A 25,222-nucleotide genomic window follows, 5' to 3' on the forward strand; every position below is an offset into this window, starting at 1 on the left:
TGAATCGTTTTAGCAGACCTTGGCCTCGCTTGTCATGACTCATCTCATCGTTTGGCGGGTCAGGGTTTTTGATCGTGGACCCGCCGGCGCCTTCGGTCATGGCCTCAGATGCCCCCCTTGTTGGCCCCCAATGCCCTCAACCTGCCCGCGTCAGTGCCTTAGTGTTGACCTGTGCTTGATCACAATAAAAAAGGTGTCTCCGCTGAGGGGCGCCATACGAGAGGACAACCATGCGGGCCATTCGACTCTCTGAAAAGCCTAGCCTTTGTTTGGCGTTGGTGGGCGGCGTCTTCGCGGCGCTGCTCAACGGTTGTGGCGATGAGCCGAAAAGCCTGGCGACCTATAACGAAGCGGCCACCGCCACGCCCGCCGACGCCGCGCTGGCACAGGTCTACGACAACAGCTGCAAGCTCTGCCACGCCAACCCGGCGGCCGGCGCACCGTTGACTGGCGACCAAAAAGCCTGGGAGCCGCGCGTGCAGCAGGGCGCCGATACGCTGCTCGACCACGCGATCAACGGCTACAACGGCATGCCGCCGATGGGGATGTGCATGCAGTGTTCGCAGGAAGAGTTCCTGGCGCTGATTGCCTTTATGTCCGGCCAGCGAATCCAACAATAAGAACGGCAGGGTATGATTCATGACGATGGACTTAACACGGCGTCAGTTGCTGCAACGGGCGAGTGTCATTGGCGCTTTCACCGCGCTGGGCTCAACCCCCGCGTTGGCCGAATTCCTGCGCCCACCACGGCTGATTCCCTGGCGCAACTGGTCCGGCGGTCAGAGTTGCCTGCCGGCGGCGCGGCTGGCGCCGAAGACCCTGGACGAACTGACCCAGGTTATCCGTCAGGCTCCGGGCAAGGTTCGTCCGGTGGGTTCGGCGCATTCCTTCAGCGCGCTGGTGCCCACTGACGGCACGTTGCTGTCGCTGAGCTACTTCACCGGGCTGCTCGATCACGACGCTCAAACGCTGCAGGCCGAGTTCGCCGCCGGCACGCCGATGTCACGCATGGGCACGCCGCTCAAGGACATCGGCCAGGCCCTGCAGAACATGGCCGACATCGATTACCAGACCCTGGCCGGTGCGATCGCCACCTCGACTCACGGCACCGGGAAAAACTTTCAGTCCTACTCGGCCCACGTCTGCGGCCTGCAACTGGTGAACGCCAATGGCGAAGTAATGGACTGCGACAGCACACGTCACCCTGAAGTGTTCAGTGCGGCGCGGGTGTCACTCGGCGCACTCGGCGTGGTCACCAAAGTGCGGCTGCAAAACCGTCCGGCTTATCGCTTGCGAGAGCGCCAGTGGATCGCCAGGACCGAAGAGCTGCTGGAAGACCTCGACAAGAACACTCGGGAAAACCAGCACTGGGAAATGCTCGTGGTGACCCATTCCGACTACGCCTTGTCGATCGCCCTGAACGAAACCACCGACCCGGCCACACCGCCGATCCCGCCGGATGAGGAGGGCGGTAATGAGTTCGTGACGTTGATCGAGAAGATCGACAAATACGCCAGCGACTTCCCGGACCTGCGCCGCACCATGCTCAACAATCTGCGCCACCTCGCCAGTTTCGATGACCGGGTGGGGGACTCGTTCGACATCTACGCCAATGTGCGCACGGTGCGCTTCAACGAAATGGAATACTCAGTGCCGGCGGAACACGGCCCGGCTTGCTTGCGGGAGATTCTGAAGCTGATTCAGGACAAGGACCTGCGCACCTGGTTTCCCATCGAGTACCGCTACGTCAAAGCCGATGACATTGCGTTGAGCATGTTCGAAGGCCGTGACAGTTGCTCGATCTCGGTCCATCAGCATTACCAGATGGATCACCACAATTTTTTCGCTGCCATCGAGCCGATTTTCTGGAAGTACAACGGCCGACCCCATTGGGGCAAGTTGCACACGCTCAATGCGAAGAACCTGCAACCGTTGTACCCGCGTTGGCAGGAATTCCTTCAGGTTCGACAGGCACTCGACCCCAGCGGCAAATTTCTCAACGCGCATTTGTCGTCGATTCTGGGGGTGAGCTGATGGCGGTCAATCGTCGTAACTTTCTCATCGGGACTGTCGGTGTCAGCGCCTTGCTCGCGGGCGTAGGCGCGTGGCTGCGACCGGGTGATCGGGGCGGTCCGTACAGCGACTATTTCCGGGCGTTGAACGATGAGCTCAAAGCCTTCGGCCCGATGCGCCCGGTGATGCTGATCGATCTGGACCGGCTCGACCACAACATCGATGTCGTCACGCTGTCGGTGAAGCGCGGCGGCAAGCATCTGCGTCTGGTGGAGAAATCACTGCCGTCACCGGGGCTGCTCAGCTACATCGCCAAACGTGCCGGCACCCAGCGCTTGATGTCGTTTCATCAGCCGTTTCTCAACCATGACGCGGTGCAGTTTCCCGAAGCCGACATTTTGTTGGGCAAGCCGCTGCCGGTGCGTTCGGCCGAGTTGTTTTACGCGTCGCATAAAGGTCCGTTCGACCCGTCGAAGCAGTTGCAATGGCTGCTCGATACGCCGGAACGCTTGCAGCAATACCTGGCGTTGGCCAAGGGTTTGGGCACGCGATTGCGGGTGAACATTGAGCTGGACGTGGGTTTGCATCGCGGCGGTGTCGGTGATCTGGCGGTGCTCGGGCAGATGCTGACGCTGATCAGCGCGAACCCGCAGCACCTAGAGTTTGCCGGGTTCATGGGCTACGACCCGTTTGTGGGCATGGGCGTGCCGGGGATTCTTGGGTCGCCCGAGGAACTGTTCGCCAAGGTCATGGTGATTTACAACCGCTGCGTCGACTTCACTCGTCAGCAATACCCGGGGTTATGGCGCGAAGGGCTGACGCTCAATACCGCCGGCAGCCCGAGTTATCGCATGCACGAGCAGGAAAGCCTGAGCAGTGAGGTGTCGGTGGGTACGGCGATGCTCAAGCCGACGCACTACGATTTGCCGTCGCTGGTGGAGCATGTGCCGGCGGCGTTTATCGCGACGCCGGTGTTGAAAAGCACGGGTGCGGTGAACATTCCGGCGCTGGACGGCAAGTCGAGGTTGTTTTCGTGGTGGGACACCAATCAGCGCGAGACGTTCTTTATCTACGGCGGTAACTGGATGGCGGAGTTTGAATCGCCGCAGGGGTTGCAGAGTAACGGGGTGTATGGCCGCAGCTCGAACCAGGAGATGGTCAATGGCTCGGCGGCGGTAGGGCTCAGGGTTGAGGATCAGGTGTTTTTGCGGCCGGCCCAGACTGAATCGGTGTTGTTGCAGTTTGGGGATTTGTTGGCGGTTCGAGGGGGGCGGATCGTCGACACCTGGCCCGTATACTCCTGAAAAACCCCAATCACCCTGACCGATCGTTCCCACGCTCTGCGTGGGAATGCCTCAATGGACGCTCCGCGTCCGCTTTGGGACGCAGAGCGTCCCGGGCTGCATTCCCACGCAGAGCGAGGGAACGATCTAATCGCTAGAACGCAAACGGAATACTGACCTTCGCCCACAGCATCTCGCCCTCAGGCCGGTTCTCCACATCGAACTCCTTGGCCCAGCGAATCTCTGCACTGGCGTATTTCAAGAAGGTCAGGTGCAACGCCGGCCCGATTGCAAACACTTGCCCGCGCACGCCGTCATTCACGTCCTCGCCATTGAACTGCACGGTCCTGCCGAACTGCTTGTCATCGGTGGTCTGCTTCAAGTAATAGCCGTTCAGCCCCAGCATCAGGTTGTCGGTGATCTTGTAACTGGCTGAATAATCGAAGTGGAAGATCTGCCCCGACTTGTAATCGGTGTCCTTGTTTTTTTCGTTGAAGCTGTACGTCGTCTTCATCGACACCTCGGTCCTTTCCGTCGGCAACCAGGTGAAGGAAAACAGCGGTTTGTAGGTGTAGAAATTGTTGCTGGTATTGGCCAGGCGATCGACGCTGTATTCGCCGGTGGGTACGGTGATTTCCACGGCGGCGCCGAGGGTCAGGTTCTTGCCCATGTCCCAGAGAATGATCGGCGCGAAGGTGGTGTCGCCCATGCCTTCGCGGGTGTCCTGCAAGCCGAACACCGAGACTTCCTGTTTCAGCCACGGTTGGCCGATGTAGCCCGCCAGCCGCCCGCCAAAAATGCGCACCGGGCTGAGGTAATCCAGGCGCGGGATAACCGCCGTGGATTCGATCTCGACATTCGGCACCTTGCCGCCCAGCGAACTGATGTTCAGCTTCCTGGACTTGTAGTGGTTGTAGTAGAGGTTGAACACAACCATGTTGTCCGGAAGGCTGTCGACCTCCAGCGGCAACATGAAAAAACCGTCGGTGCCGGTGCCGATGTTGTCCACGCCGGCCTCGGTGGCCAGTGCCGGTTGCAGGGCGCAGACGCCGGCCAGGCTGATGATCAACAGGGGAAGTGTCGTGCGGGTCGGGTTCATGTGTGTACTCATTATTATTGTTAGCGGGAGCACCGGCGGCCACACGAAGGCCGCCCCATAGAAATAAGCTGTCTGCGCCATGCGGGGCAGGGTATTGGCGGCCATTAGGGGGACTTCTGCGGACAGCGTTTAAACCCTGTGCTAACTTCCTTCGACATAACCGGTAACAAAAATAAGAATGCAGCCTGATCCGGAATGTCTAGCCCCATGCAGATGAAAGTTATCGATCCCACCTTTGAATTGGCGCTGGTGTCGCCTTTTCTGTTGCAAACCCTGGCCGAAGTCGCCGAGCAAAAAGGCGTCAACCCCGACAGTCTGTGCCGAGGCCTGGGTTTTACCCTTGACGATCTCCAGGACCCGGCGCAGCGCATTTCCTATCGGCAAGCCGTGGCCATGATTCAGCGCGCACTCAAGGTCTTGCCCAATCAGGGGCTGGGTTTGTGGGTGGGTGCACAGAATGTGCTGGGCACGCTCGGGCTGCTCGGGCATGTGTTGTCGTTGTGCAAGACCCTGCGCGATGCCTTTGCACTGGGCATTCGGCATCAGCACACCTCGGGCGGGATCGTGGTGTCGAGCGTGGAGGAGGCGGGCGACCGGGTGTTTGTCGACGCCGAATGTCGCTTGCCGTTTGCCAACGTGCAGTTGTTTGCGGTCGAGGAGTTTTTCGCCAGCCTGCTGGTGTACGGCCGGGCGCTGGTCGGCGCCGATTTCAAGCCGATGGCGGTGGAATTCATGCACGCGGCGCCAGACTATCTCAGCGAGTACCAGCGGTTGCTGGGGCCGGACGTGCGTTTCGGTTGCCGGCAAAACCGCATGGTGATCGCCGCCCATTGGCTTGACGTGCATTTGCCCAATCACCATTCCCTGGCGCTGCGTCAGGCGGTCAAATTGCTTGAACTGGAAGCCGCGCAGGTTCATCAGAAAATGGACTTGATCCAGGCTGTGGAACGGGCGATTTCCCGGGACCTGACCGAGGGCAGTCACATCGAGAAGATCGCCGGCGACCTGAACATGAGCAGCCGCACCTTGCGCCGCCGCCTGACCGAACATGCGCTGACATTCGAGACCCTGCTGGAGCAAGTGCGCCAGGCCCGCACCATGAGCCTGCTGGCCAACCCGGACCTGTCCATCGAGCGCATCACCGAAGAAGTCGGTTACAGCGACGTGCGCAGCTTTCGCCGGGCCTTCAAGCGCTGGACCGGCATGAGCCCGAGTGCCTTCCGTAACGAAGCCCCACACTCACTAACGACAAATCCGTCGTAGCAGCTGCCGAGCAGCGCGAGGCTGCGTTCGGCTGCGCAGCAGTCGTGAAATCAATCACTGCGGTGTGTCAGGGATATTTTGCACATAGGATTTACGACTGCTGCGCAGCCGAACGCAGCCTCGCGCTGCTCGACAGCTGCTACAGGTCGGTGCACACAAACCCTCGTGCTCCGGTTAAACTCCGCGCTCTTTTTAAGGAGTTCATATGAGTTACTACCAGCCGGGCATTCTCGCCACCCCCGTTCCGCCTCAAGCCCGTCATATGTTCTTCGCCCTCGAATCTGCCGAAGCATTGCCGGCTGCGCTCGATAACTTGATGCAACGGGTGGACGGGAAATCGGCGGTGGTCGGCTTTGGTGAATCCCTGGTCAAGGCACTGCACGTTGAGATCGATGGCCTGCGGCCCTTCCCGGCGCTGACCGGTGTCGGTGTCGATAACCCGTCGACCCAACACGCGCTCTGGTGCTGGTTGCACGGCGTTGACCGGGGTGAACTGCTCAATCGCAGCAACGCCATCGAAGCCGCGCTGGCCCCGGCTCTGCGCTTGGTGCAGATGAACGAAACCTTCCGCCACATGACCGGCCATGACCTGACCGGTTACGAAGACGGCACCGAAAACCCGCACGACGAAGCCGCCGTGGCCGCCGCGCTGTTGGGTGAAGGCGCTGAAGGCCTGGTCGGTGGCAGTTTTGCCGCGATCCAGCAGTGGCAGCATGATCTGAAGGGCTTCCACGCGATGCCGTCCGATGAAAAGGACAACATCATGGGCCGTCGCTTGAGCGATAACGAAGAACTGGATGACGCGCCGATTTCCGCTCACGTCAAACGCACCGCCCAGGAAAGCTTCGCCCCCGAAGCGTTCGTGGTCCGTCGCTCGATGCCGTGGATCGAAGGCGATCGCGCGGGCCTGATGTTCCTGGCGTTCGGTTTTTCCCTCGACGCCTTCGAAGCCCAACTGCGGCGCATGAGCGGGCTGGAAGACGGTATCACCGACGGTTTGTACCGCATCAGCCGCCCGATCACCGGCGGCTACTACTGGTGCCCGCCGCTCAAGGACGGTCATCTGGACCTGCGCGCCTTGCGCATCGGCTAAGGATCAAGGAGAGAACATGGACGTAGTGCGCTGGGGCATGATTGGTTGTGGCAGCGTCGCTGAGCGCAAGAGCGGGCCGGCCTTTTACAAGGCGCCGGGCTCGGCGCTGGTGGCGGTGATGGGGCGGCGACTGGAGGCGGTCACCGACTACGCCGCACGCCACGGCATCGCTCGGGTTTACACCGATGCGCAAGCTCTGATCAATGATCCCGAGGTGGACGCGGTGTACATCGCCACGCCACCTGACAGTCACTACGCTTATAGCGTGCTGGTCGCCGCCGCCGGCAAACATTGCTGCGTCGAAAAACCGATGTCGCTGAATGTCGGGCAAAGCCGTGACATGCAAAAGGTCTTTGCCGACGCCGGATTGAACCTGTTCGTTTCCTATTACCGACGCTCGCTGCCGCGTTTCCAGCAAGTACGGCAGTGGCTGGAGGAGGGGCGGATCGGCGAGGTGCGGCATCTGTCCTGGACCCTGACCAAAGCGCCTTCGCCGAACGATCTGGGTGGCGCCGACAATTGGCGCACTGACCCGGCGATTGCCGGTGGCGGTTACTTCGCCGACCTGGCCAGTCATGGTTTCGATCTGTTCCAGTATTTGCTCGGCGATATTGTCGAAGTCGCCGGTTTCACCGCGCGGCAGGCGGGTTTGTATGCCGCCGAAGACGCGGTCAGCGCCAGTTGGCGGTTCGCTTCGGGGGCGCTGGGCATGGGCTGCTGGAATTTCGTCGCCGACCGCCGCGAAGATCGGGTCGAGTTGATCGGCAGCCAGGGCCGGATCAGTTTTTCAGTGTTCGATGAACACCCGGTGCAGCTTGAAGCCGATGAACACCTCAGCCTGCACATCGACCATCACGAGCACATTCAGTGGCATCACGTGCTGGGCATGAACGCTCACATCCGTGGCGAGGCGCAGCATCCAGCGGTGGCCGAACACGCGCTGAAAACCGACTGGGTGATGGACCAGATCCTCAAGCGCACCTGAACCTTCTGCTCAGCAAGCCTGCTTTTGTGGCGAGGGAGCTTGCTCCCGCTCGGCTGCGTAGCAGTCGTAAAATCGGCGCATGCGGTGTGTCAGGTGAATTATTAGGGCCGCTTCGCGCCCCAGCGGGAGCAAGCTCCCTCGCCACAAGGGTCATCCATGGCCATCGCACAGAGCCCCATCCGCAGTCAGCTCTAACCTTATGCTTAATCAGTATTTCTCAATCCCCACACCCGCTCTCTAAGATCACGTCATAACTCGTTATAACAAGTGATCTGCCATGACCGATAACGTTCTATCCCTCAGTAGCGTGCCGCTGCACACCCAGCTTCGCGATGTGCTGCGCGCCCGCATCCTCGACGGCGAATACCCGCAAGACAGCCAGATGCCGTCCGAAAGCGAACTCGGCGCGCTGTTCAAAGTCAGCCGCATCACCGTGCGCCAAGCCTTGGGCGATCTGCAGAAGGAAGGGCTGATCTTCAAGATTCACGGCAAGGGCACGTTCGTCGCCAAGCCGAAAACCTTTCAGAACGTCAGCACCCTGCAAGGCCTGGCCGAGTCCATGACCGGTCGCGGCTACGAGGTGATCAACCGCCTGCGCAGCTTCAAATTCATCCCCGCCGACAAGCTCGTCGCCGAGCGTTTGCAGGTGGCCGAAGGCGAGACCGTGGCGCAGATCAAACGCGTTCGGCTGATCAACCGCGAGCCGATCTCGCTGGAAATCACCTACCTGCCCAAAGCCATCGGCGAACGGCTGGAGAAGGCCGATCTGGTTACCCGCGACATCTTTCTGATCCTCGAAAACGACTGCGGCCTGGCCCTCGGTCATGCCGATCTGGCCATCGACGCGGTGCTGGCCGACAGCGACCTGACCCAGGCGCTGAACGTCGAACCGGGCTCGCCGATCATGCGCATCGAGCGCCTGACCCACGACGCCAGCGGCCAGCCCGTGGACTTCGAACACCTTTACTACCGCGGCGATGCCTTCCAGTACCGCTTGCGGATCGACCGGCAAAAAGGGGATCAGGCATGACCCGAAACACTTTGGAGCAGGAATACGACATCGTCGTGATCGGCGGCGGCACGGCCGGGCCAATGGCGGCGATCAAGGCCAAGGAGCGTAACCGTGATCTGCGCGTGTTGCTGATCGACAAGGCCAACGTCAAGCGCAGCGGCGCGATCAGCATGGGCATGGACGGCCTGAACAACGCGATCATTCCCGGTCACTCGACACCGGAGCAGTACACCAAGGAAATCACCATCGCCAACGACGGCATCGTCAACCAGACCGCTGTGTACGCCTATGCGACCCACAGCTTCGAGACTATCGAGCAACTGGACCGTTGGGGCGTGAAGTTCGAGAAGGACGAGACCGGCGACTACGCGGTGAAAAAGGTCCACCACATGGGCGCCTATGTGCTGCCGATGCCGGAAGGGCACGACATCAAAAAGGTCCTGTACCGCCAGTTGAAGCGGGCGCGAGTCAGCATCACCAATCGCGTGGTTTGCACACGGTTGCTGACGGACGAAGAGGGCGCAGTCAACGGCCTGATGGGCTTCGACTGCCGCACCGCCGACTTCCATGTGATCAAGGCCAAGGCTGTAATCCTTGCCTGCGGTGCGGCCGGGCGCCTCGGTTTACCGTCCTCGGGTTACCTGATGGGCACCTATGAAAACCCGACCAACGCCGGCGACGGCTACGCGATGGCCTATCACGCCGGCGCCGAGCTGGCGAACCTCGAATGCTTCCAGATCAACCCGTTGATCAAGGATTACAACGGCCCGGCCTGCGCCTACGTCACCGGTCCCCTGGGCGGCTACACCGCCAACAATAAGGGCGAGCGCTTCATTGAGTGCGACTACTGGAGCGGGCAGATGATGTGGGAGTTCCACCAGGAGCTCGAAAGCGGCAACGGCCCGGTGTTCCTCAAACTCGATCACCTGGCCGAGGAAACCATCCAGAACATCGAAGAGATTCTGCACAGCAACGAACGCCCGAGCCGCGGGCAGTTTCACGCCAATCGCGGCACTGACTACCGCACGCAGATGGTCGAGATGCACATCTCGGAAATCGGCTTTTGCAGCGGTCACTCGGCGTCGGGCGTGTGGGTCAACGAGAAGGCCGAAACCTCGGTCAAGGGCTTGTACTCAGCGGGAGACATGGCGGCGGTACCGCACAACTACATGCTCGGCGCGTTCACTTATGGCTGGTTTGCCGGCACCAACGCGGCGGATTTTGTCGCCGGTCGCGAATTTTCAACCGTCGATGCCAAACAGATCGAAACCGAAAAAGCACGAGTCTACGCGCCACTGGATCGCGAACACGGTTTGCCGCCCGCCCAGGTCGAGTACAAGCTGCGACGTTTTGTGAACGACTACCTGCAACCGCCGAAAGTGACCAAGAAGATGCAAATCGGCCTGCAACGCTTCAGCGATATCCAGCGTGACCTCGATCAGATCAAGGCCCACAACGCCCACGAACTGATGCGTGCCATGGAAGTCAGCATGATCCGCGACTGCGCCGAAATGGCCGCCCGCGCGTCCTTGTTTCGCGCTGAAAGCCGTTGGGGGCTTTACCACTATCGGGTCGATCACCCGCAACGCAACGACAGCGACTGGTTCTGCCACTGCCACCTGAAGAAGGGCGACGACGGCCAGATGACCAGTTTCAAGAAAGCCGTCGAGCCTTACATCATCCCGCTCGACGCCGAAGAAATGCAGGCCTACGACCGGCTGCGGGTCGGCGCCTTTGCTGCCTGAGCATCACAAAAAGAGAGACCGCCAAATGGCCTATCAACCCCAGGAAATTTTCTTCCGCTCCAACGCGCCGGTCACGGTCGACGAGGATCTTTGCATCGCCCACAAAGGCTGCACCGTGTGCGTCGACGTCTGCCCGATGGACTTGCTGGCGATCAACCCGGCCACGCAAAAGGCCTACATGGCCTTCGACGAATGCTGGTACTGCATGCCGTGCGAAAAGGACTGCCCGACCGGTGCCGTGAAAGTCGAAATCCCCTATTTATTGCGCTGACTGAAAGGACGCCATCGCTGGCAGGCCAGCTCCCACAGGGATTCGCAGTGGGACACAGATTTTCGCTGGCAATAGAGAACCTTGTGGGAGCTGGCCTGCCAGCGATGAGGCCCACCCAGACAACCCAAAGCCATCCGGAAACACCGGACGCTGGATTCACCCAACACCCCTCGTTTCCCACCACGCCCTGATCGTGGCGGAGACGAACATCCTATAAATGATTCGAGGGGATTCACCTATGTCTTTGCCAACATTGCTGCGTGCAGCATTCGCCGGTCTGGTACTGGTCTCGTTCACCCTGTCGGCCTCGGCCGAAACCATCCGCATTGCCATCGGCACCCAGGACACCACGATCAACTGCGCCGCCGGCGGTCTGTTGATTCGCGAACTCGGCCTGCTGGACAAATACCTGCCCCATGACGGCCAGTACAAAGACGCCAAATACGAAGTCGAGTGGAAGAACTTCACCAGCGGCGCACCCCTGACCAACGAGATGGTCGCCGGCAAACTCGACTTCGGCGCCATGGCCGATTTCCCCGGTTCGTTCAACGGTGTGGCGTTCGAAACCGCGGGCAAACACAGTCTGTTTATCAGCGTGCTCTCGGGCAGTATCAAGGGCAGCGGCAATGGCATCGTGGTGCCAAGCGCCTCGGGCGTGCAGTCGTTGGCAGAGCTGAAAGGCAAGACCATTTCCGTGCCGTTCGCGTCCACCGCTCATGGCATGTTGCTGCGCGCGGTCGCGGCGCAAGGCTGGGATCCGCTGAAAGACGTGAACATCATCGCCCAGCCACCGGAAGTCGCGGGCTCGGCATTGCAGGCCGGGAAAATCGACGCCCACGCCGACTTTGTGCCGTTTGCCGAACTGTTCCCAAGCCGTGGTTTTGCTCGCAAAATCTATGACGGTTCGCAAGCCAATGCACCGACCTTCCATGGTGCGTTGGTGGATCAGGCCTATGCGAAAAAGTACCCGGAAATTGTCGTCGCTTACCTGCGCGCAAGCATTGAAGCCAATCAACTGCTGACGGCCGAACCCGAGAAATACAGTGAGCTGATTGCCAAGGTCACGGGCGTCGATGCCGAGGTCAATTACTTGTTCTACGGCCCGCTCGGCGTTCAAACCCGCGACCTGAGCTGGAAGCCGGAATACCGTCAGGCCGTGGGCACGGCGATCGACACCCTCAAGCTGCTGAAAAAGGCTGATCGGGGGCTCGATCTCAATACCTTTATCGATGATCAGTACATCCGCGCCGCGTTCAAGGCGTCGAACCTGGACTACACCGCCCAACTGGCCAACTACGGGCAGACGCCACTTAAAGCGACGGATGCATTGAGCGGCAAAGCCATCACCGACTTCAGTCATGTGGCCGAGATCTGGGTGCGTGGCGAGCCGAAAGTGCGTCAGTACGCCTCGGCGGAATCGGCATTCACCGCATTGGCCAGTTTGAAGTCCGAAGGCAAAAACATCCGCGCCGTGTACGCCCAGGCGAGTGACAGCGGGATCAAATTGCTCGCGGATCAGGCGTGGTTTGCCAGCGATGCCAAGGGTCGCCTCAGTGCATTCCTGCTCAAAGGCCAGGCCCAACAATTCGCCACGGCCCAAGGCGGCAAAGTCCTCGACTTCACCGACGCCACCACTCAAGCCGTCGCCGTTCGCTAACCCCAAAACACCACAATTCCCCTGTAGGAGCGAGCCTGCTCGCGATTGCGGACTGACATTCAACACCAATGTCGACTGACCCACCGCAATCGCGAGCAAGCTCACTCCTACAAGGGATCGAAGTCGAATGCAAATACCAGTTTCACCGCAAATCCCTGTGGGAGCGGGCTTGCCCGCGATGGGGTCAGACCAGCCGATATCAATGTCGACTGACACACCGCAATCGCGGGCAAGCCCGCTCCCACAGGGTTTCGGTTGAGAGGAAGATTTATGTCCCGATCCATAACACGCTGGATTCCAAGAGCCGCCTCGCTGCTGCTCTGCCTTCTATTCTGGCAACTCGCCGCTAGCCACCACTGGAACCTCGGCCTGGTGACCTTCGCCAACGTCCCGACGCCGGTGGCCGTCATTGAAGCCGCCCTCGGCCTCGGCGATTCCGGCAAGCTCGCCCAGCACCTCGGCAGCAGCCTGAGCCGGGTCTTCGCCGGTTACCTCGCGGCGCTGGTCATCGGCATCGCTTTGGGCCTGGCCATCGGTCGCTCGAAATGGGCCGAAGATTTACTGCTGCCACCCCTGGAAGTCCTGCGCCCGATCCCCGCCGTCGCCTGGATTCCCCTGGCCATCCTGATGTTCCCGTCCTCGGAACTGTCGATGGTCTTCATCACCTTCACCGGCGCGCTGTTCCCGATCCTGCTCAACACCGTGCACGGCGTCGAAGGCGTCGACCCACGCCTGATCGCCTCAGCCAAAAGCCTCGGGGCAGGGCGTCGGGCGATTCTGCTGGAGGTGATCCTGCCGGGCGCCGCGCCGAGCATCATCACCGGCCTCGCCATCGGCATGGGCACCTCGTGGTTCTGCCTGGTGACTGCGGAAATGATCTCCGGCCAATACGGCATCGGCTATTACACCTGGGAGTCCTACACCATCCAGAACTACGCCGACATCGTCGTCGGCATGTTGCTGATCGGCGTACTCGGCATGGGCAGCAGCCTGCTGATCAAACGTCTCGGCGGGCTGTTCACGCCGTGGCACCGACCACGAGGAAAAGCCTGATGAGCGTGATGCAAACCCCTGAAGGGCGGATCGACATCCGCCAGCTGTCCATCGTCCTCGGCGAAGACCAGCAAGCCTTCGAAGCCGTGCAAGGCCTCGATTGCCAGATCGAACCGGGGCAATTCGTGTGCATTCTCGGGCCGTCCGGGTGCGGTAAATCGACCTTGCTCGGCGCACTGGCCGGGCACCTGCAACCGAGCTTCGGCACCCTGAAAGTCGACGGGACGCAGGTTTCGGGTCCATCACCGCAGCGCGGCATGGTCTTCCAGCACCACACACTATTCCCTTGGCGCACCGTGCGCGACAACGTCGCCTTCGGCCTGAAAATGCGCGGCATCGGCAAAACCGAGCGCCACAAAGCCGCCGATGAAATCCTTGCACTGGTAGGGCTGGAAGGCTTCGCCGATCGCTGGCCCGACCAGCTCTCTGGCGGCATGCAGCAACGGGTGGAGATTGCCCGGGTGCTGATCAACCGCCCGCGCCTGTTGCTGATGGACGAACCCTTCGGTGCCCTCGATGCGCTGACCCGGCTGAACATGCAGGAACTGCTGCTGGACATCTGGACGCGGATTCGCACCACCGTGGTGTTCGTCACCCACGACATCGACGAAGCGCTGTTCCTCGCCGATCGCCTGTTGGTCATGAGCTCGCGTCCCGGTCGAATCATCGAAGACCTGCGCCTCGACTTCCCCCGGCCGCGCACCACCGAACTGGTCACCAGTCACGAGTTCTCCCGCTTGAAGCGTCATTGCCTCGAATTACTGCGTCACGAAGACGGTCGGCAGTTACCGCGCCTGAACCCTCTCGGACTTCCCCCTGAAAACAAACTGCCGCGATTTGCCCTATGACCTCTCTATTCGATGTAACCGACAACGACGACATTCTTGCCCTGCAACCGCGCCTGACCGACGACGATCCTGGCGTGCGCCGGATCGCGCTGATTGAACTGGCCGACCTCGAAGAACCGGATGGCCTGCTGTGGCTGGTCAATCGCCTGGCTGAAGACCCGACCGAAGAAGTCCGCGCCGAAGCCGCACGCTTGCTCGAAGCCTGGGAAGACGAACCTGTGGTCGAAGCGCTGTGCCAGGCCCTGACCGATCCATCATCGGCGGTGCAGGCTGCCGCCGCGCAAAGCCTCAGCCTGCTCAAGAGTGAGGCGGCGGGCCGAGTGATTCTGCCGTGGACCGGGCATGCCGACATCAGCGTGCGTATCGCCGCGTTCAGGGCCTTGCGCGAATTGCGCTTTCCCGATGCCGCCGCGGCTGCTACAGGCGCCTTGAACGATGAAGACGCCGGTGTTCGTCGCGAAGCCGTCGGCGTCCTTGGCTGGCTCAAACAGCTCGATGCATTGCCGGCGTTGGCGAAGCTGGCGAGTCACGACCCGGACACCGAAGTCCGCCGCGCCGCCACCGGTGCCCTCGGTCTGGCCTCCGATGCGCAAGTGCTGCCCGCGCTACGTCAGGCCTTGCAGGACCACGCCTGGCAAGTGCGCGAAGAAGCCGCCACCACCTTGGGCAAGGTCGGTCACGTTGATGCCGGTTCCGCTCTGGTCGACGCCTTGAGCGACGATTACTGGCAAGTCCGCCTGCGCGCCACCCGCAGCCTCGGCCGCTTGCGTTTCGCCCCGGCTCTCGACGCGCTGATCGAAACCCTCGGCCACCGCATCAGCAACCTGCGCAAGGAAGCCGCATTGGCCCTCGGCGAACTGAACGATAAAGGCGCCATCGCACCCTTGCAGGCCGCCCAAGACGACGGCGACCCGGAAGTGCGCAAAGCCGTGCGCATTGCCCTGAGTCAGCTGCAATGAACCCGGTGGCGATTGGCAATTCCCAGAATAAACAGCAGTTGCGATTGAACTGGCCGGACGGGCGCGAGCAACTGCTGGATCATGTTGAGTTGCGCCGCCAGTGTCCGTGTTCGCAGTGCCGGGCGTTTCGGTTGCAGGGGCTGACGGTGAAAGTCGACGAGCGCATCCGCGTGATTGAACTCAACCAACAGGGCTACGGCCTGCAACTGATCTTCAGCGACGGTCATGAACGCGGTATCTACCCGTGGCCCTACCTGGCACAACTCACCCTTGAGAACGACTGAATACCCTGTGGGAGCGGGCAGTGGGGGTCAGAAGGATTTGCTGATGCTCGCCACTACCGTGGCGCTGCACACATCGTCGAAGCCCCAGTTGCTGGCGCACTGGCTTTTCGACAGGTCAGTGTCGATGTAACTCAAGCCCAGCATCACACCGGCCAGTTCATGGGTCAGTTTCACCTCCCATTCGCGGTACGAGTCTTCGGCATGGCCCGACATCGCGTACAGGTGCGGGTCCTTGAAATCCATGTTGCCGTAGCGCAGCTTCAGGCCTGTGCCGTAAGGCAACTCGGTTTCATAGCCAACGTAGCTGTACAGCGAGCTCTGCTTGCTGTCGATGCCCGGCGCATCGGCGGAGTAATAGGCCGCGAGTTTCACGCCGTAAGCGCTGAGGATTGCGTAGGTCTCGCCCTGGTTGAACTGACTTTCCTTGGGGTAAGCGTATTTGAGATAGCCGAGGTCCAGGCTGACCGCATCGGTCGCTTGCCAGAGCCAGCCGGCGTAGTAGTCGATCTCTTGCCGGGTTTTCAAACCACCGCCGAAATCGACGTTTGAACTCCATGCCCCGAGGTACAGGCCGCTGCTGTGCGCCAGGGTCAAACCGGCCTGCACGGCAGGGTCGTTCTGGGTTTGGGAAATGCCGCGAGTGCGGTAGTCGCTGGCCAGGGTCAGATCGACCAGCAGGGCGAAGTCGTCATTCAAGGGCAGGGCCTGGCTGCTCAAGGGCAGCAGACTCAAGGAACCGAGGGCGAACAGGGTGAAAGCTTTCATGGGTAGCGTCCCGATATTGTGATTGTTATGGGCAGTTTTTTACGGCAAGGCTGCGCCGAACCCCGGCGTAAAACGCGAGGGACGGGCAGGGGTTAAAGCTGATTTTTCTTAGAGAGTCGGTGCGTAGACTTCGCGGCCGGCGAACCAGGTTTGCAGCACCTGGGTGTCGTGCAGGGCTTTGTTATCGACGGTGAACACGTCACGGTCCAGCACGATGAAGTCAGCCTGCTTGCCGGGGCTCAGTGAGCCGATCTGCTTCTCCAGACCGATGGTGCGCGCAGCGTTCAAGGTGTAGGCGTAAAACATCGTTTCGCGGTCGATGCGTTCATCGGCATTGAGCACGCCCAGCGGGCCGTTCCGAGTGATCGCCTGGGCCATCGCGTTCCACGGATTGGGCGAGGACACCGGCCAGTCACTCGCACCGGCGAGGGCCGCGCCCTGTTTGAGCAACGAATGCGCGGGGTACTGATAGCGGAAGGCGAGCGCGCTGACATACGGCTTGATCATGTCCAGGGTGTACTCGTCGGCGCTGGCCCACAGCAATTGCATCGAGGCGATGACGTTGAGCGGTTTGAACCGCGCAAACTCTTTCGGGTTGACCATTTGCAGGTGGGTGATCGAGTGGGTCACGCCGCTCTGGCGATCCTTGCGCGCCTGGGCGATGCCGTTCAACGATTCACGCACCGCGCGGTCGCCGATGGCATGGATATGCACCAGCCAGCCACGCTGATCGATGGCGCTGACCAATTCACCGAAATGCTTCGGATCGATCAGCAACTCACCCTGTTTGTGCGAGTTGCTGTACGGATCGATCATCGCTGCGCTCTGCGCCGGGTATTCGATCACGCCGTCGGCGAAGATCTTGATACCGGGCAAGGTCAGGTTGGGGATGCCCTGGAATTGCTGGCGGACCTTGTCCAGGGTGTCGAGATCGGCCGGCACGCTTTTCGGGTTGGCCACCAACAATGCGGCGACGTGGGCGCTCATGCCGCCGGTTTCGGACAGCGCTTTGTACACCGGCAATACGCCGACGGTTTTTTCCGTGGGTTTGAGCGCGAACACCGGCTCGCCGGGCGCGGCGTTGGCGGCGGGGTCCATCCACGCGGTGATGCCCAGGCTGTTGTTGTAACGCACGGCAGACTGCGCGGCTTTCAACATGGCGGCGGGGCTCGGCACCGGCATTTTCGAGGCGACGCGATCCCAACCGGCGTCCACCAGGAAACCGTTGGGGCGGCCATCGGCGAGTTTGCCGATGGTGTCTTTTTCCGCGTCCGGCAGATTTTTCAGCAGCGCTGCATCAATGCCCGCGCGCTCCAGCATCACGTTGTTGGCCCACGCGGTGTGGTGATCGCTGCCGGTGAACACCACGGGCACATTGGCCCATTCGCCGCTGTTGAATTGCTTGCCAAAGGCTTCGGCCTGGGCCCAGTAAGTCGAACTCATGCCGGCCACGCTCAACACATCGCCATGCTTGGCCTTGCCGTCATCGCGCCAGGCTTTGAGGCGTTTTTCCAGTTCGTCGAGGTCGACCACCTCGTCTTCCATATTGGCCGAGACCATTTCCAGGCCGCCGAAAACCGCGTGGGAATGGCTGTCGATCAGGCCGGGCATCAGGGCTTTTCCGCCGAGGTCGACGACTTGGGTGCCCGAGTCGATCAGGGCCTTGATCTGCGCATCGCTGCCGACTTGCAGCACTTTGCCGTCCTGTACCGCCAACGCCTGCACCTTCGGTTGGGCGCGGTCGGCGGTGAAAATCTTGCCATTGATCAGCACCAGATCGGCGGCGGCCATGGCTTCCATCGAGGCAAAACTGACTGCGGCCATCAATAGATTCGGGATGAATCTTTTCATTGAATGTTTCCTTGTTATTGCGTCTGATGGCCAGATTAGTGGCTTGTCACGGCAAGCAGAACGCCTTGCTCACGAAAAACGTTTTTGCCTGAATGGAAAAAGAATGGACAAGTTGGGTGCGTTGAAAATGTTCGTGGTCACGGCGCAACTGGGCAGTTTCAGTCGCGCCGCCGAGCAATTGGGCAAGACCCCGTCGGCCCTGACCAAAGCGGTCAATCACCTCGAAGCGGAGCTCGGCGCCCGGTTGTTCGAGCGCAGCACCCGGCGGATTTTGCTGACCGAATCGGGGCGTCTTTATCTGGAAACCGCGCGCCAGGTCTTGCAGCGGCTGGAGGAGGCAGGTGAGGAGATCGAGCAGTTGCAGCATGGCCTGCGCGGCAACCTGAAAATCACCGCGCCGCTGGCGTACGGGCAGGCTTTTCTCGATCAGGTGTGCGGCGGTTTTCTGGAGCAATACCCGCAGATCAACCTGCAAGTGGACCTGTGCGATGAGTTCGTCAATCTGCTGGAAAGCGGCTACGACCTGGCGTTGCGCGAGGGGCATGACGACTTGCCAGGGTTGATTGCCCGCGTCGTCGGCAGCAATCGTCTGGCCTTGTGCGCCAGCCCGGCGTATCTGGCGCGCAAGGCGGTGGCGGTGACGCCGCACACCCTCGATGACCACGAATGGTTGCTCTATCGGCATCCGTTGCTCAGCCGCGAATTCTGGTGGGCCGAGCGCGACGGCCAGCGTCTGAGCCTGCCGCAACCGCAGTCGCCACGGTTGCGCAGCGACAATTACGACCTGCTGCTGGCCAACGCGCTGGCCGGCCGCGGCTTGCTGCACACGCCGTTGTGGAGTGCCGCGCTGTATCTGGCGGATGGCCGGTTGGTGCGGGTGATGGCCGATTACGACATCGATCCGGACAGCTTCGGCTCGTACATCCTGGCGGTGTACCCCAGTCATCGACGGGCCACCGCCAAAGTGCTGGCTTTCATCGATTACATCGCAGGGTTTCTGGCGTCTCGTGGCTTGAACTGACTGGTGGTCCTTGCCAGGAAAATGCCGAAAGAGTACAAATGTACTCCATGACGACTTTAACCCCCCGCCGTACTGCCATCCTGACCTTTATCCGCGATCGAATCGCGGAGCACGGTCAGTCCCCGAGCCTCGCTGAAATCAGCGAGGCGTTTGGTTTCGCCTCCCGCAGCGTGGCGCGCAAGCATGTGCTGGCGCTGACCGAGGCCGGTTTTATCGAGGTCAATGCGCATCAGGCCCGGGGCATTCGTTTGCTCGGGCAACCGGCGCGACCTGAGTTGCTGGACATCCCGGTACTCGGTCGGGTCGCGGCGGGTGCGCCGATCGGTGCCGATGCCGAGGTGCACAGCCGTTTGCTGCTCGATCCGTCGATCTTCTCGCGGGCGCCGGACTACATGCTGCGAGTCCAGGGGGATTCGATGATCGAGGACGGCATTCTCGACGGCGATCTGGTGGGAGTGCACCGCAATCCCGAGGCTTTCAACGGCCAGATCGTGGTGGCGCGGCTCGACGGCGAAGTCACCATCAAGCGTTTCGAGCGGGTCGGCGACCTTGTCCGGTTGCTGCCACGCAACCCGGCCTATAAGCCGATCATCGTCGAGGCCAGTCAGGACCTGGCCATCGAAGGGGTGTTCTGCGGTCTGGTGAGGCAAGGGTGATGGGCGCCGTCGTTGCGCTGGACACACTGTTCAATGGCGGCCAGGTCTGGAAGGGCCGGCCTGCGCCACCGGCTGTCAGCCCGCAACCCACCGGGCATGCTGCGCTGGATGCGGCGTTGCCCACCGGCGGTTGGCCGGAAGCGGCACTGACTGAAATCCTCCTGGCCGGGCAGGGCGTTGGCGAATTGCAACTGGTGTGGCCGGCGCTGGCGCGGCTGTCGGCGGCGGGCGAACGCATTGTGCTGGTGGCGCCGCCTTACGTGCCGTATCCCCAGGCGTGGCAGAACGCCGGGGTCGATCTGCGCCAGTTGTCGATCATCCAGGCCAGCGAGCGCGATGCACTGTGGGCAGCGGAACAATGCCTGCGTTCGGGCAGTTGCGGTGCAGTGCTGTGCTGGCCGCACAAGGCCGATGACCGGGCGCTGCGGCGCTTGCAGGTGGCGGCCGAAACCGGCTCGACCCTGGCGTTCGCCTATCGCTCGATCAACGAAGCCATCAACCCTTCGCCCGCGGCTCTGCGCATCGCCATCGATGCCAGGCCTGCACAGTTGCGCGTGCTCAAGTGTCGGGGCGGGTTGGCGCGTTCGGCGCCGATTGCCTTTCCCGTGGGGCATTGAGGTTGCCATGCGCTGGGTGTGCATTCTCTTCCCGCAATTGGCGCTGGACGCGGTACTGCGTCAGCGCCCCGATCCCGATGAACCGTTGGCGCTGCTGACCGGCCCGGCGCAACGTCGGGTGTTGCAAGCGGTCAACGCTCCGGCGCGGGCGCTGGGCTTGCGTCCGGGCCAGTCGATGACCGCTGCGCAAGCCTTGAGCAAAGGCTTTGTCACGGCCGAATACGACGTCGCCGAGATCGAACACTGGCAGCAGTTCCTGGCGGCATGGGCCTATCGCTTCAGCTCTCAGGTCAGCGTGCATTACCCGCGTGCCGTGGTGTTTGAAATCGAATCGAGCCTGGGGTTGTTCGGGCCCTGGCCGCAGTTTGAGGCGCGGTTGCGTGCCGAGCTCGGCGAACTGGGCTTTCGTCATCGGATCGTTGCCGCGCCCAACCCGGTGGCCGCGCGGGTGTTGGCCAACGTGTATGACGGTCTGGTGGTGCCGGACGATCAAGCCTTGCGCTATCACCTGGGGCAGTTGCCCGTCGACCGGGTTGCCCTGGAGCCGGCGGTGGCCACGGCGTTGTCGCGCATGGGGTTGCGCACCTTGAGTCAGGTGCAGGCGTTGCCGCGCAATAGCCTGGCGCGACGATTCGAGGCGCAGGTGCTCAAGCATCTGGATGCGCTGTTCGGTGAGCGGCGACTGGCGCTGGCGTTCTACCTGCCGCCGGACCGGTTTGATGTGCGCATCGAACTCAATTTCGATGTGCAGTCCCATCAGGCGCTGCTGTTTCCATTACGGCGCTTGACCGGCGATCTGTCGGCCTTCCTCTGCGGTCGCGACAGTGGCGTGCAGCGTTTCGACCTGCACCTGGAACACGCTGGTTTGCCGGACACGGTGATCAAGGTCGGCCTGCTCAGCGCCGAGCGCGATCCGGCGATGCTCTTCGAACTGGCCCGGGGGCGGCTGGAACAGGTCCAGGTCGAGGCCCCGGTGCGCGGTTTTCGGCTGCGCGCCGAAGACCTGCCGAGCTTCGTCCCGCAGCGTCAGGAACTGTTCGACGACCGTCCGCAGCAGTCCTTGCCCTGGGAGCAACTGCGCGAACGCCTGCGCGCGCGGCTTGGGGATGAGGCGGTGCATGGCTTGGGCTTTCAGGCCGATCACCGGCCAGAGTGCACGTGGCAGGCACGGGCCGACAGCCAACTCTGCGCAGGGTTGGCAGGCGTGCAGCGTCCGGGATGGTTGCTGACGGAGCCGCAGGCCGTACACGAAGGCTCGACGCGGATCCTCATGGGGCCGGAGCGCATTGAGTCCGGCTGGTGGGATGGCGACGACGTGCGCCGCGATTACTACCTGATCGAAACCCGTTCTGGCCAGCAGGGCTGGGCCTACCGTGCGGTGGGTGAGGGCGGCCCGCTGTGGCTGCAAGGCTGGTTCGCATGAGCGTCGAGTATGCGGAGCTGCACTGCCTGTCGAACTTCAGTTTCCAGCGCGGTGCGTCCAGTGCCCTCGAGTTGTTTCAGCGGGCGAAAAAGCACGGCTATCACGCGCTGGCGATCACCGATGAATGCACATTGGCCGGCATCGTCCGCGCCTGGCAAGCGGCCAAGTCGGTGGAGCTGCCGCTGATCATCGGCAGCGAAATACGCATCGAGGACGGTCCGAAACTGGTGCTGCTGGTGGAAAACCTTGAGGGTTACCAGACCCTGTGCCGGCTGATTACCCGAGCGCGGCGCCGTACGCAGAAAGGCCAGTACCAGGTGCTGCGTGAGGACTTCAGCGAACCGATGCCGGGGCTGTTGGCGTTGTGGGTGCCGGATGCGGTCGATGATTTTGCCAACGGCCACTGGCTGAAACAGACGTTCAACGATTGCCTGTGGCTGGCGGTGCAGTTGCATCGCAGTCAGGACGACACCCGGCGACTGGACGCATTGCTGACCCTGGCGCGGGAACTGCGGATCCCCGCGGTGGCCAGTGGCGATGTGCACATGCACAGCCGTGGGCGGCGCGCCTTGCAGGACACCATGACCGCGATCCGCCATCACCTGCCGGTGGCCGAGGCCGGGTTACGGCTGCACCCGAACGGCGAGCGGCATGTGCGCAGCCTCGATGCCCTGCAATCGATCTACCCGCAAGCACTGCTCGATGAAACGCTGACCATTGCCCGGCGCTGTACTTTCGACCTCGGCCAGTTGCGTTATCAGTATCCCCGCGAATTGGTGCCGGAAGGCCAGACGGCCACCTCCTGGCTGCGCCATCTGACCGACGAGGGGATCGCGTGGCGCTGGCCAAAAGGTCCGCAAGCCAAGGTGCTGGTGCAGATCGACAAGGAGCTGGAGCTGATCGCCGAGCTGGGCTATGAAAGCTACTTCCTTACGGTTCACGACATTGTGCGGTTCGCCCGTGCGCAACAAATCCTCTGTCAGGGCCGTGGTTCTGCCGCGAACTCGGCGGTGTGTTTTGCCTTGGGCATCACGGAAATCGACCCGGATCGCACCACGCTGTTGTTCGAACGTTTTCTCTCCAAAGAGCGCAATGAACCGCCGGATATCGATGTCGATTTCGAACACGAACGTCGCGAAGAAGTCTTGCAGTACGTGTTCCAGCGCTATGGCCGGACCCGCGCCGCGCTCACGGCGGTGGTCAGCACCTATCACGCGGCCGGCGCGGTGCGTGATGTGGCCAAGGCCTTGGGGTTGCCGCCGGATCAGATCAACGCCCTGGCCGATTGCTGTGGCCACTGGAGCGATGCAACGCCCCCCGTGGAACGCCTGCTTGAAGGCGGGTTCGACCCCGAGAGCCCGGTGCTGCGCCGGGTGCTGAGTTTGACCGGGCAACTGATCGGTTTCCCTCGTCACCTGTCCCAGCACCCTGGCGGTTTCGTGATTTCCGAGCAGCCGCTGGACAGTCTGGTGCCGGTGGAAAACGCCGCCATGGCCGAGCGCACCATCATTCAGTGGGACAAGGACGATCTCGATGCGGTGGGTCTGCTCAAGGTGGATATTCTGGCGTTGGGCATGCTCAGCGCGATCCGCCGTTGTTTTGATCTGCTGCGCCGTCATCGCAATCAGGACTTGAGCCTGGCGACGATCCCGTCCGAAGACTCGCTGACCTATGACATGATCGGCCGTGCCGACACCATCGGCGTGTTCCAGATCGAATCCCGGGCGCAGATGTCGATGCTGCCGAGGCTCAAGCCCCGCAAGTTTTACGACCTGGTGATTGAGGTGGCCATCGTCCGTCCGGGGCCGATTCAGGGCGGGATGGTGCACCCGTATCTGCGCCGCCGGAACAAGGAAGAGCCCGAAACCTATCCCTCACCGGAACTGGAAGTCGTACTCAAACGCACCCTCGGTGTGCCGCTGTTCCAGGAACAGGTGATGCAGATTGCGATTGTCGCTGCCGACTACAGCCCCGGCGAGGCCGACCAGTTGCGTCGCTCCATGGCCGCCTGGAAACGCCACGGCGGACTGGAACCGCACAAGGATCGGTTGGCCGCAGGAATGAAAAAAAACGGCTACACCGCCGAGTTCGCCGCGCAGATCTTCGAACAGATCAAGGGCTTTGGCAGCTACGGTTTTCCCGAGTCCCACGCCGCCAGTTTCGCCTTGCTGACCTACGCCAGTTGCTGGTTGAAATGCCATGAGCCGGCGGCCTTCGCCTGTGCGCTGATCAATAGCTGGCCCATGGGTTTCTACAGCCCGGACCAGATTCTGCAGGACGCACGCCGGCATCATTTGCAGATTCGCCCGGTGGACGTACGCGCCAGTGACTGGGATTGCAGCCTGGAGCCGATTACCGGCGCGCAACCGGCGATTCGCATGGGATTGCGGATGATCAAGGGCTTTCGCGAGGACGATGCCCGGAGTATCGAAGCGGCGAGGGCGAAGGGGATATTTGTCGACATCGCCGACCTGGGCGAGCGCGCGCGACTCGACGCCCGTGCCCAGGAGCAACTGGCCGATGCCGGTGCGCTGCGTGGCCTGGCCGGTGACCGTCATCGGGCACGCTGGGAAGTGGCAGGGGTGCACAAGCAGCTCGGTTTGTTTGCCGGCCTGCCGAGTCAGGAAGAACCGGCGATCTATCTGCCCAAACCCACCGTGGGCGAGGACTTGCTGGCGGACTACAACAGTGTCGGCACCACCCTCGGTCCGCATCCGCTGGCGTTGCTGCGCGGTGAGTTGAAAGCCCGACGTTGCCGCAGCTCGAAAGAACTGATGGAGGTCGAACACGGGCGACCGGTCAGCGTCGCCGGGCTGGTCACCGGTCGGCAACGCCCGGGCACTGCCAGCGGCGTGACCTTCGTCACCCTCGAAGATGAGTTTGGCAACATCAACGTCATCGTCTGGCGCGACCTCGCCGACCGACAACGCCAGGTATTGGTCGGCTCGCAATTGCTCAAAGTCGATGGCCGCTGGGAAAAGGAAGGCGAGGTGCGGCACCTGATTGCCGGACGCTTGAGCGACCTGAGCCCCTTGCTGGATGGTATCAGCGTACGCAGCCGGGATTTCCGCTGATCTCAACTACTGATCGTTCCCACGCTCCGCGTGGGAATGCCTCCCGTGACGCTCTGCGTCACAGCGGGGACGCGGAGCGTCCGTGGCTGCATTCCCACGCGGAGCGTAGGAACGATCGCGTCAGCCAATGCATTGACGCCAAAATAAATTAAATACTGTCTTCGGTGATGGCACTTTGGCATAATGCCGGCCGCCGACGTCCCGCACGTCGATTGTCGATTTGATTCCCCCTCGCTTTTTCGCCGCTGCA

Annotated in this window: 22 protein-coding genes; 19 read left to right on the forward strand and 3 right to left on the reverse strand. The window is 61.7% G+C overall.

The window, feature by feature from the left end; all coding sequences use genetic code 11:
• Nucleotides 1-230: 230 nt before the first annotated feature.
• From ACYZT8_RS13030 to ACYZT8_RS13040, 3 genes are all read left to right on the forward strand, one after another.
• The gene (locus ACYZT8_RS13030; protein ID WP_461981686.1) at nt 231-620 is read left to right on the forward strand and encodes a c-type cytochrome; all 390 of its coding nucleotides are present in this window, start codon (nt 231-233) and stop codon (nt 618-620) included.
• A gap of 85 nt (nt 621-705) precedes the next feature.
• The gene (locus ACYZT8_RS13035) at nt 706-2,034 is read left to right on the forward strand and encodes a D-arabinono-1,4-lactone oxidase (RefSeq protein WP_461982446.1); all 1,329 of its coding nucleotides are present in this window, start codon (nt 706-708) and stop codon (nt 2,032-2,034) included.
• A 74-nt stretch (nt 2,035-2,108) separates the two neighbouring features.
• Nucleotides 2,109-3,317 carry a DSD1 family PLP-dependent enzyme gene (locus ACYZT8_RS13040; RefSeq protein ID WP_461982448.1) on the forward strand — a complete coding sequence of 403 codons (1,209 nt, stop codon included), beginning with the start codon at nt 2,109-2,111 and terminating at the stop codon, nt 3,315-3,317.
• Between the two features lie 133 nt (nt 3,318-3,450).
• On the opposite strand, the gene ACYZT8_RS13045 is transcribed toward ACYZT8_RS13040, so the two are convergent.
• Complete coding sequence (locus ACYZT8_RS13045) at nt 3,451-4,395, reverse strand: SphA family protein (RefSeq protein ID WP_461981688.1); 945 nt, start codon at nt 4,393-4,395, stop codon at nt 3,451-3,453.
• Nucleotides 4,396-4,602: 207 nt separating this feature from the next.
• Here ACYZT8_RS13045 and ACYZT8_RS13050 point away from each other — a divergent pair, with 207 nt between their 5' ends.
• The 11 genes from ACYZT8_RS13050 to ACYZT8_RS13100 all read left to right on the forward strand — a co-directional run bounded on the left by ACYZT8_RS13050 (nt 4,603) and on the right by ACYZT8_RS13100 (nt 15,565).
• Nucleotides 4,603-5,658, forward strand: a complete 1,056-nt coding sequence (locus ACYZT8_RS13050) for an AraC family transcriptional regulator (protein WP_461981691.1) — start codon at nt 4,603-4,605, stop codon at nt 5,656-5,658.
• A 205-nt stretch (nt 5,659-5,863) separates the two neighbouring features.
• Nucleotides 5,864-6,751, forward strand: a complete 888-nt coding sequence (locus ACYZT8_RS13055) for a Dyp-type peroxidase (protein WP_461981693.1) — start codon at nt 5,864-5,866, stop codon at nt 6,749-6,751.
• A 16-nt stretch (nt 6,752-6,767) separates the two neighbouring features.
• The gene (locus ACYZT8_RS13060) at nt 6,768-7,736 is read left to right on the forward strand and encodes a Gfo/Idh/MocA family protein (protein ID WP_461981695.1); all 969 of its coding nucleotides are present in this window, start codon (nt 6,768-6,770) and stop codon (nt 7,734-7,736) included.
• Nucleotides 7,737-8,013: 277 nt separating this feature from the next.
• Nucleotides 8,014-8,766 (forward strand): GntR family transcriptional regulator, encoded by a 753-nt coding sequence (locus ACYZT8_RS13065; RefSeq protein ID WP_438659065.1) that lies wholly within the window; start codon nt 8,014-8,016, stop codon nt 8,764-8,766.
• Nucleotides 8,763-10,493 carry a fumarate reductase/succinate dehydrogenase flavoprotein subunit gene (locus ACYZT8_RS13070; protein WP_461981698.1) on the forward strand — a complete coding sequence of 577 codons (1,731 nt, stop codon included), beginning with the start codon at nt 8,763-8,765 and terminating at the stop codon, nt 10,491-10,493. Before ACYZT8_RS13065 ends, ACYZT8_RS13070 begins: the two co-directional genes overlap by 4 nt.
• A gap of 25 nt (nt 10,494-10,518) precedes the next feature.
• Nucleotides 10,519-10,764 (forward strand): 4Fe-4S dicluster domain-containing protein, encoded by a 246-nt coding sequence (locus ACYZT8_RS13075; protein WP_007946457.1) that lies wholly within the window; start codon nt 10,519-10,521, stop codon nt 10,762-10,764.
• Nucleotides 10,765-11,002: 238 nt separating this feature from the next.
• Entirely contained in the window at nt 11,003-12,421 is a 1,419-nt protein-coding gene (locus ACYZT8_RS13080; protein ID WP_461981700.1) for an ABC transporter substrate-binding protein, read from the forward strand.
• Nucleotides 12,422-12,691: 270 nt separating this feature from the next.
• A complete protein-coding gene (locus ACYZT8_RS13085) occupies nt 12,692-13,474 on the forward strand; it encodes an ABC transporter permease (protein WP_461981702.1) in 783 nt (260 codons plus the stop codon).
• The gene (locus ACYZT8_RS13090; RefSeq protein WP_461981704.1) at nt 13,474-14,322 is read left to right on the forward strand and encodes an ABC transporter ATP-binding protein; all 849 of its coding nucleotides are present in this window, start codon (nt 13,474-13,476) and stop codon (nt 14,320-14,322) included. The genes ACYZT8_RS13085 and ACYZT8_RS13090 overlap by 1 nt, the downstream gene beginning before the upstream one ends.
• Complete coding sequence (locus ACYZT8_RS13095; protein ID WP_461981706.1) at nt 14,319-15,281, forward strand: HEAT repeat domain-containing protein; 963 nt, start codon at nt 14,319-14,321, stop codon at nt 15,279-15,281. Before ACYZT8_RS13090 ends, ACYZT8_RS13095 begins: the two co-directional genes overlap by 4 nt.
• Nucleotides 15,278-15,565, forward strand: coding sequence for a DUF971 domain-containing protein (locus ACYZT8_RS13100; RefSeq protein ID WP_461981708.1), 288 nt, complete (start codon nt 15,278-15,280; stop codon nt 15,563-15,565). The genes ACYZT8_RS13095 and ACYZT8_RS13100 overlap by 4 nt, the downstream gene beginning before the upstream one ends.
• A 27-nt stretch (nt 15,566-15,592) precedes the next feature.
• Here ACYZT8_RS13100 and ACYZT8_RS13105 read toward each other — a convergent pair whose 3' ends face one another.
• Both ACYZT8_RS13105 and ACYZT8_RS13110 read right to left on the reverse strand, forming a co-directional pair.
• Nucleotides 15,593-16,330: a TorF family putative porin gene (locus ACYZT8_RS13105; protein ID WP_461981710.1), complete on the reverse strand. Its 738-nt coding sequence runs from the start codon at nt 16,328-16,330 to the stop codon at nt 15,593-15,595.
• 108 nt (nt 16,331-16,438) lie between these two features.
• A complete protein-coding gene (locus ACYZT8_RS13110; protein ID WP_461981712.1) occupies nt 16,439-18,181 on the reverse strand; it encodes an amidohydrolase in 1,743 nt (580 codons plus the stop codon).
• A 103-nt stretch (nt 18,182-18,284) separates the two neighbouring features.
• Between ACYZT8_RS13110 and ACYZT8_RS13115 the strand changes: the two genes are divergently transcribed.
• The 5 genes from ACYZT8_RS13115 to ACYZT8_RS13135 are packed head-to-tail and all read left to right on the forward strand — an operon-like array spanning nt 18,285 to nt 24,972.
• A complete protein-coding gene (locus ACYZT8_RS13115; protein ID WP_461981714.1) occupies nt 18,285-19,202 on the forward strand; it encodes a LysR family transcriptional regulator in 918 nt (305 codons plus the stop codon).
• Between the two features lie 38 nt (nt 19,203-19,240).
• The gene (gene lexA / locus ACYZT8_RS13120) at nt 19,241-19,858 is read left to right on the forward strand and encodes a transcriptional repressor LexA (RefSeq protein ID WP_461981716.1); all 618 of its coding nucleotides are present in this window, start codon (nt 19,241-19,243) and stop codon (nt 19,856-19,858) included.
• Nucleotides 19,858-20,475 (forward strand): translesion DNA synthesis-associated protein ImuA, encoded by a 618-nt coding sequence (gene imuA, locus ACYZT8_RS13125; protein ID WP_033061610.1) that lies wholly within the window; start codon nt 19,858-19,860, stop codon nt 20,473-20,475. The genes lexA and imuA overlap by 1 nt, the downstream gene beginning before the upstream one ends.
• A 7-nt stretch (nt 20,476-20,482) precedes the next feature.
• A complete protein-coding gene (locus ACYZT8_RS13130; RefSeq protein ID WP_461981719.1) occupies nt 20,483-21,898 on the forward strand; it encodes a Y-family DNA polymerase in 1,416 nt (471 codons plus the stop codon).
• Nucleotides 21,874-24,972: an error-prone DNA polymerase gene (locus ACYZT8_RS13135; RefSeq protein ID WP_461981721.1), complete on the forward strand. Its 3,099-nt coding sequence runs from the start codon at nt 21,874-21,876 to the stop codon at nt 24,970-24,972. The genes ACYZT8_RS13130 and ACYZT8_RS13135 overlap by 25 nt, the downstream gene beginning before the upstream one ends.
• The last annotated feature ends 250 nt before the right edge of the window (nt 24,973-25,222 follow it).

The organism is Pseudomonas sp. LB3P93 (genome assembly GCF_054898025.1).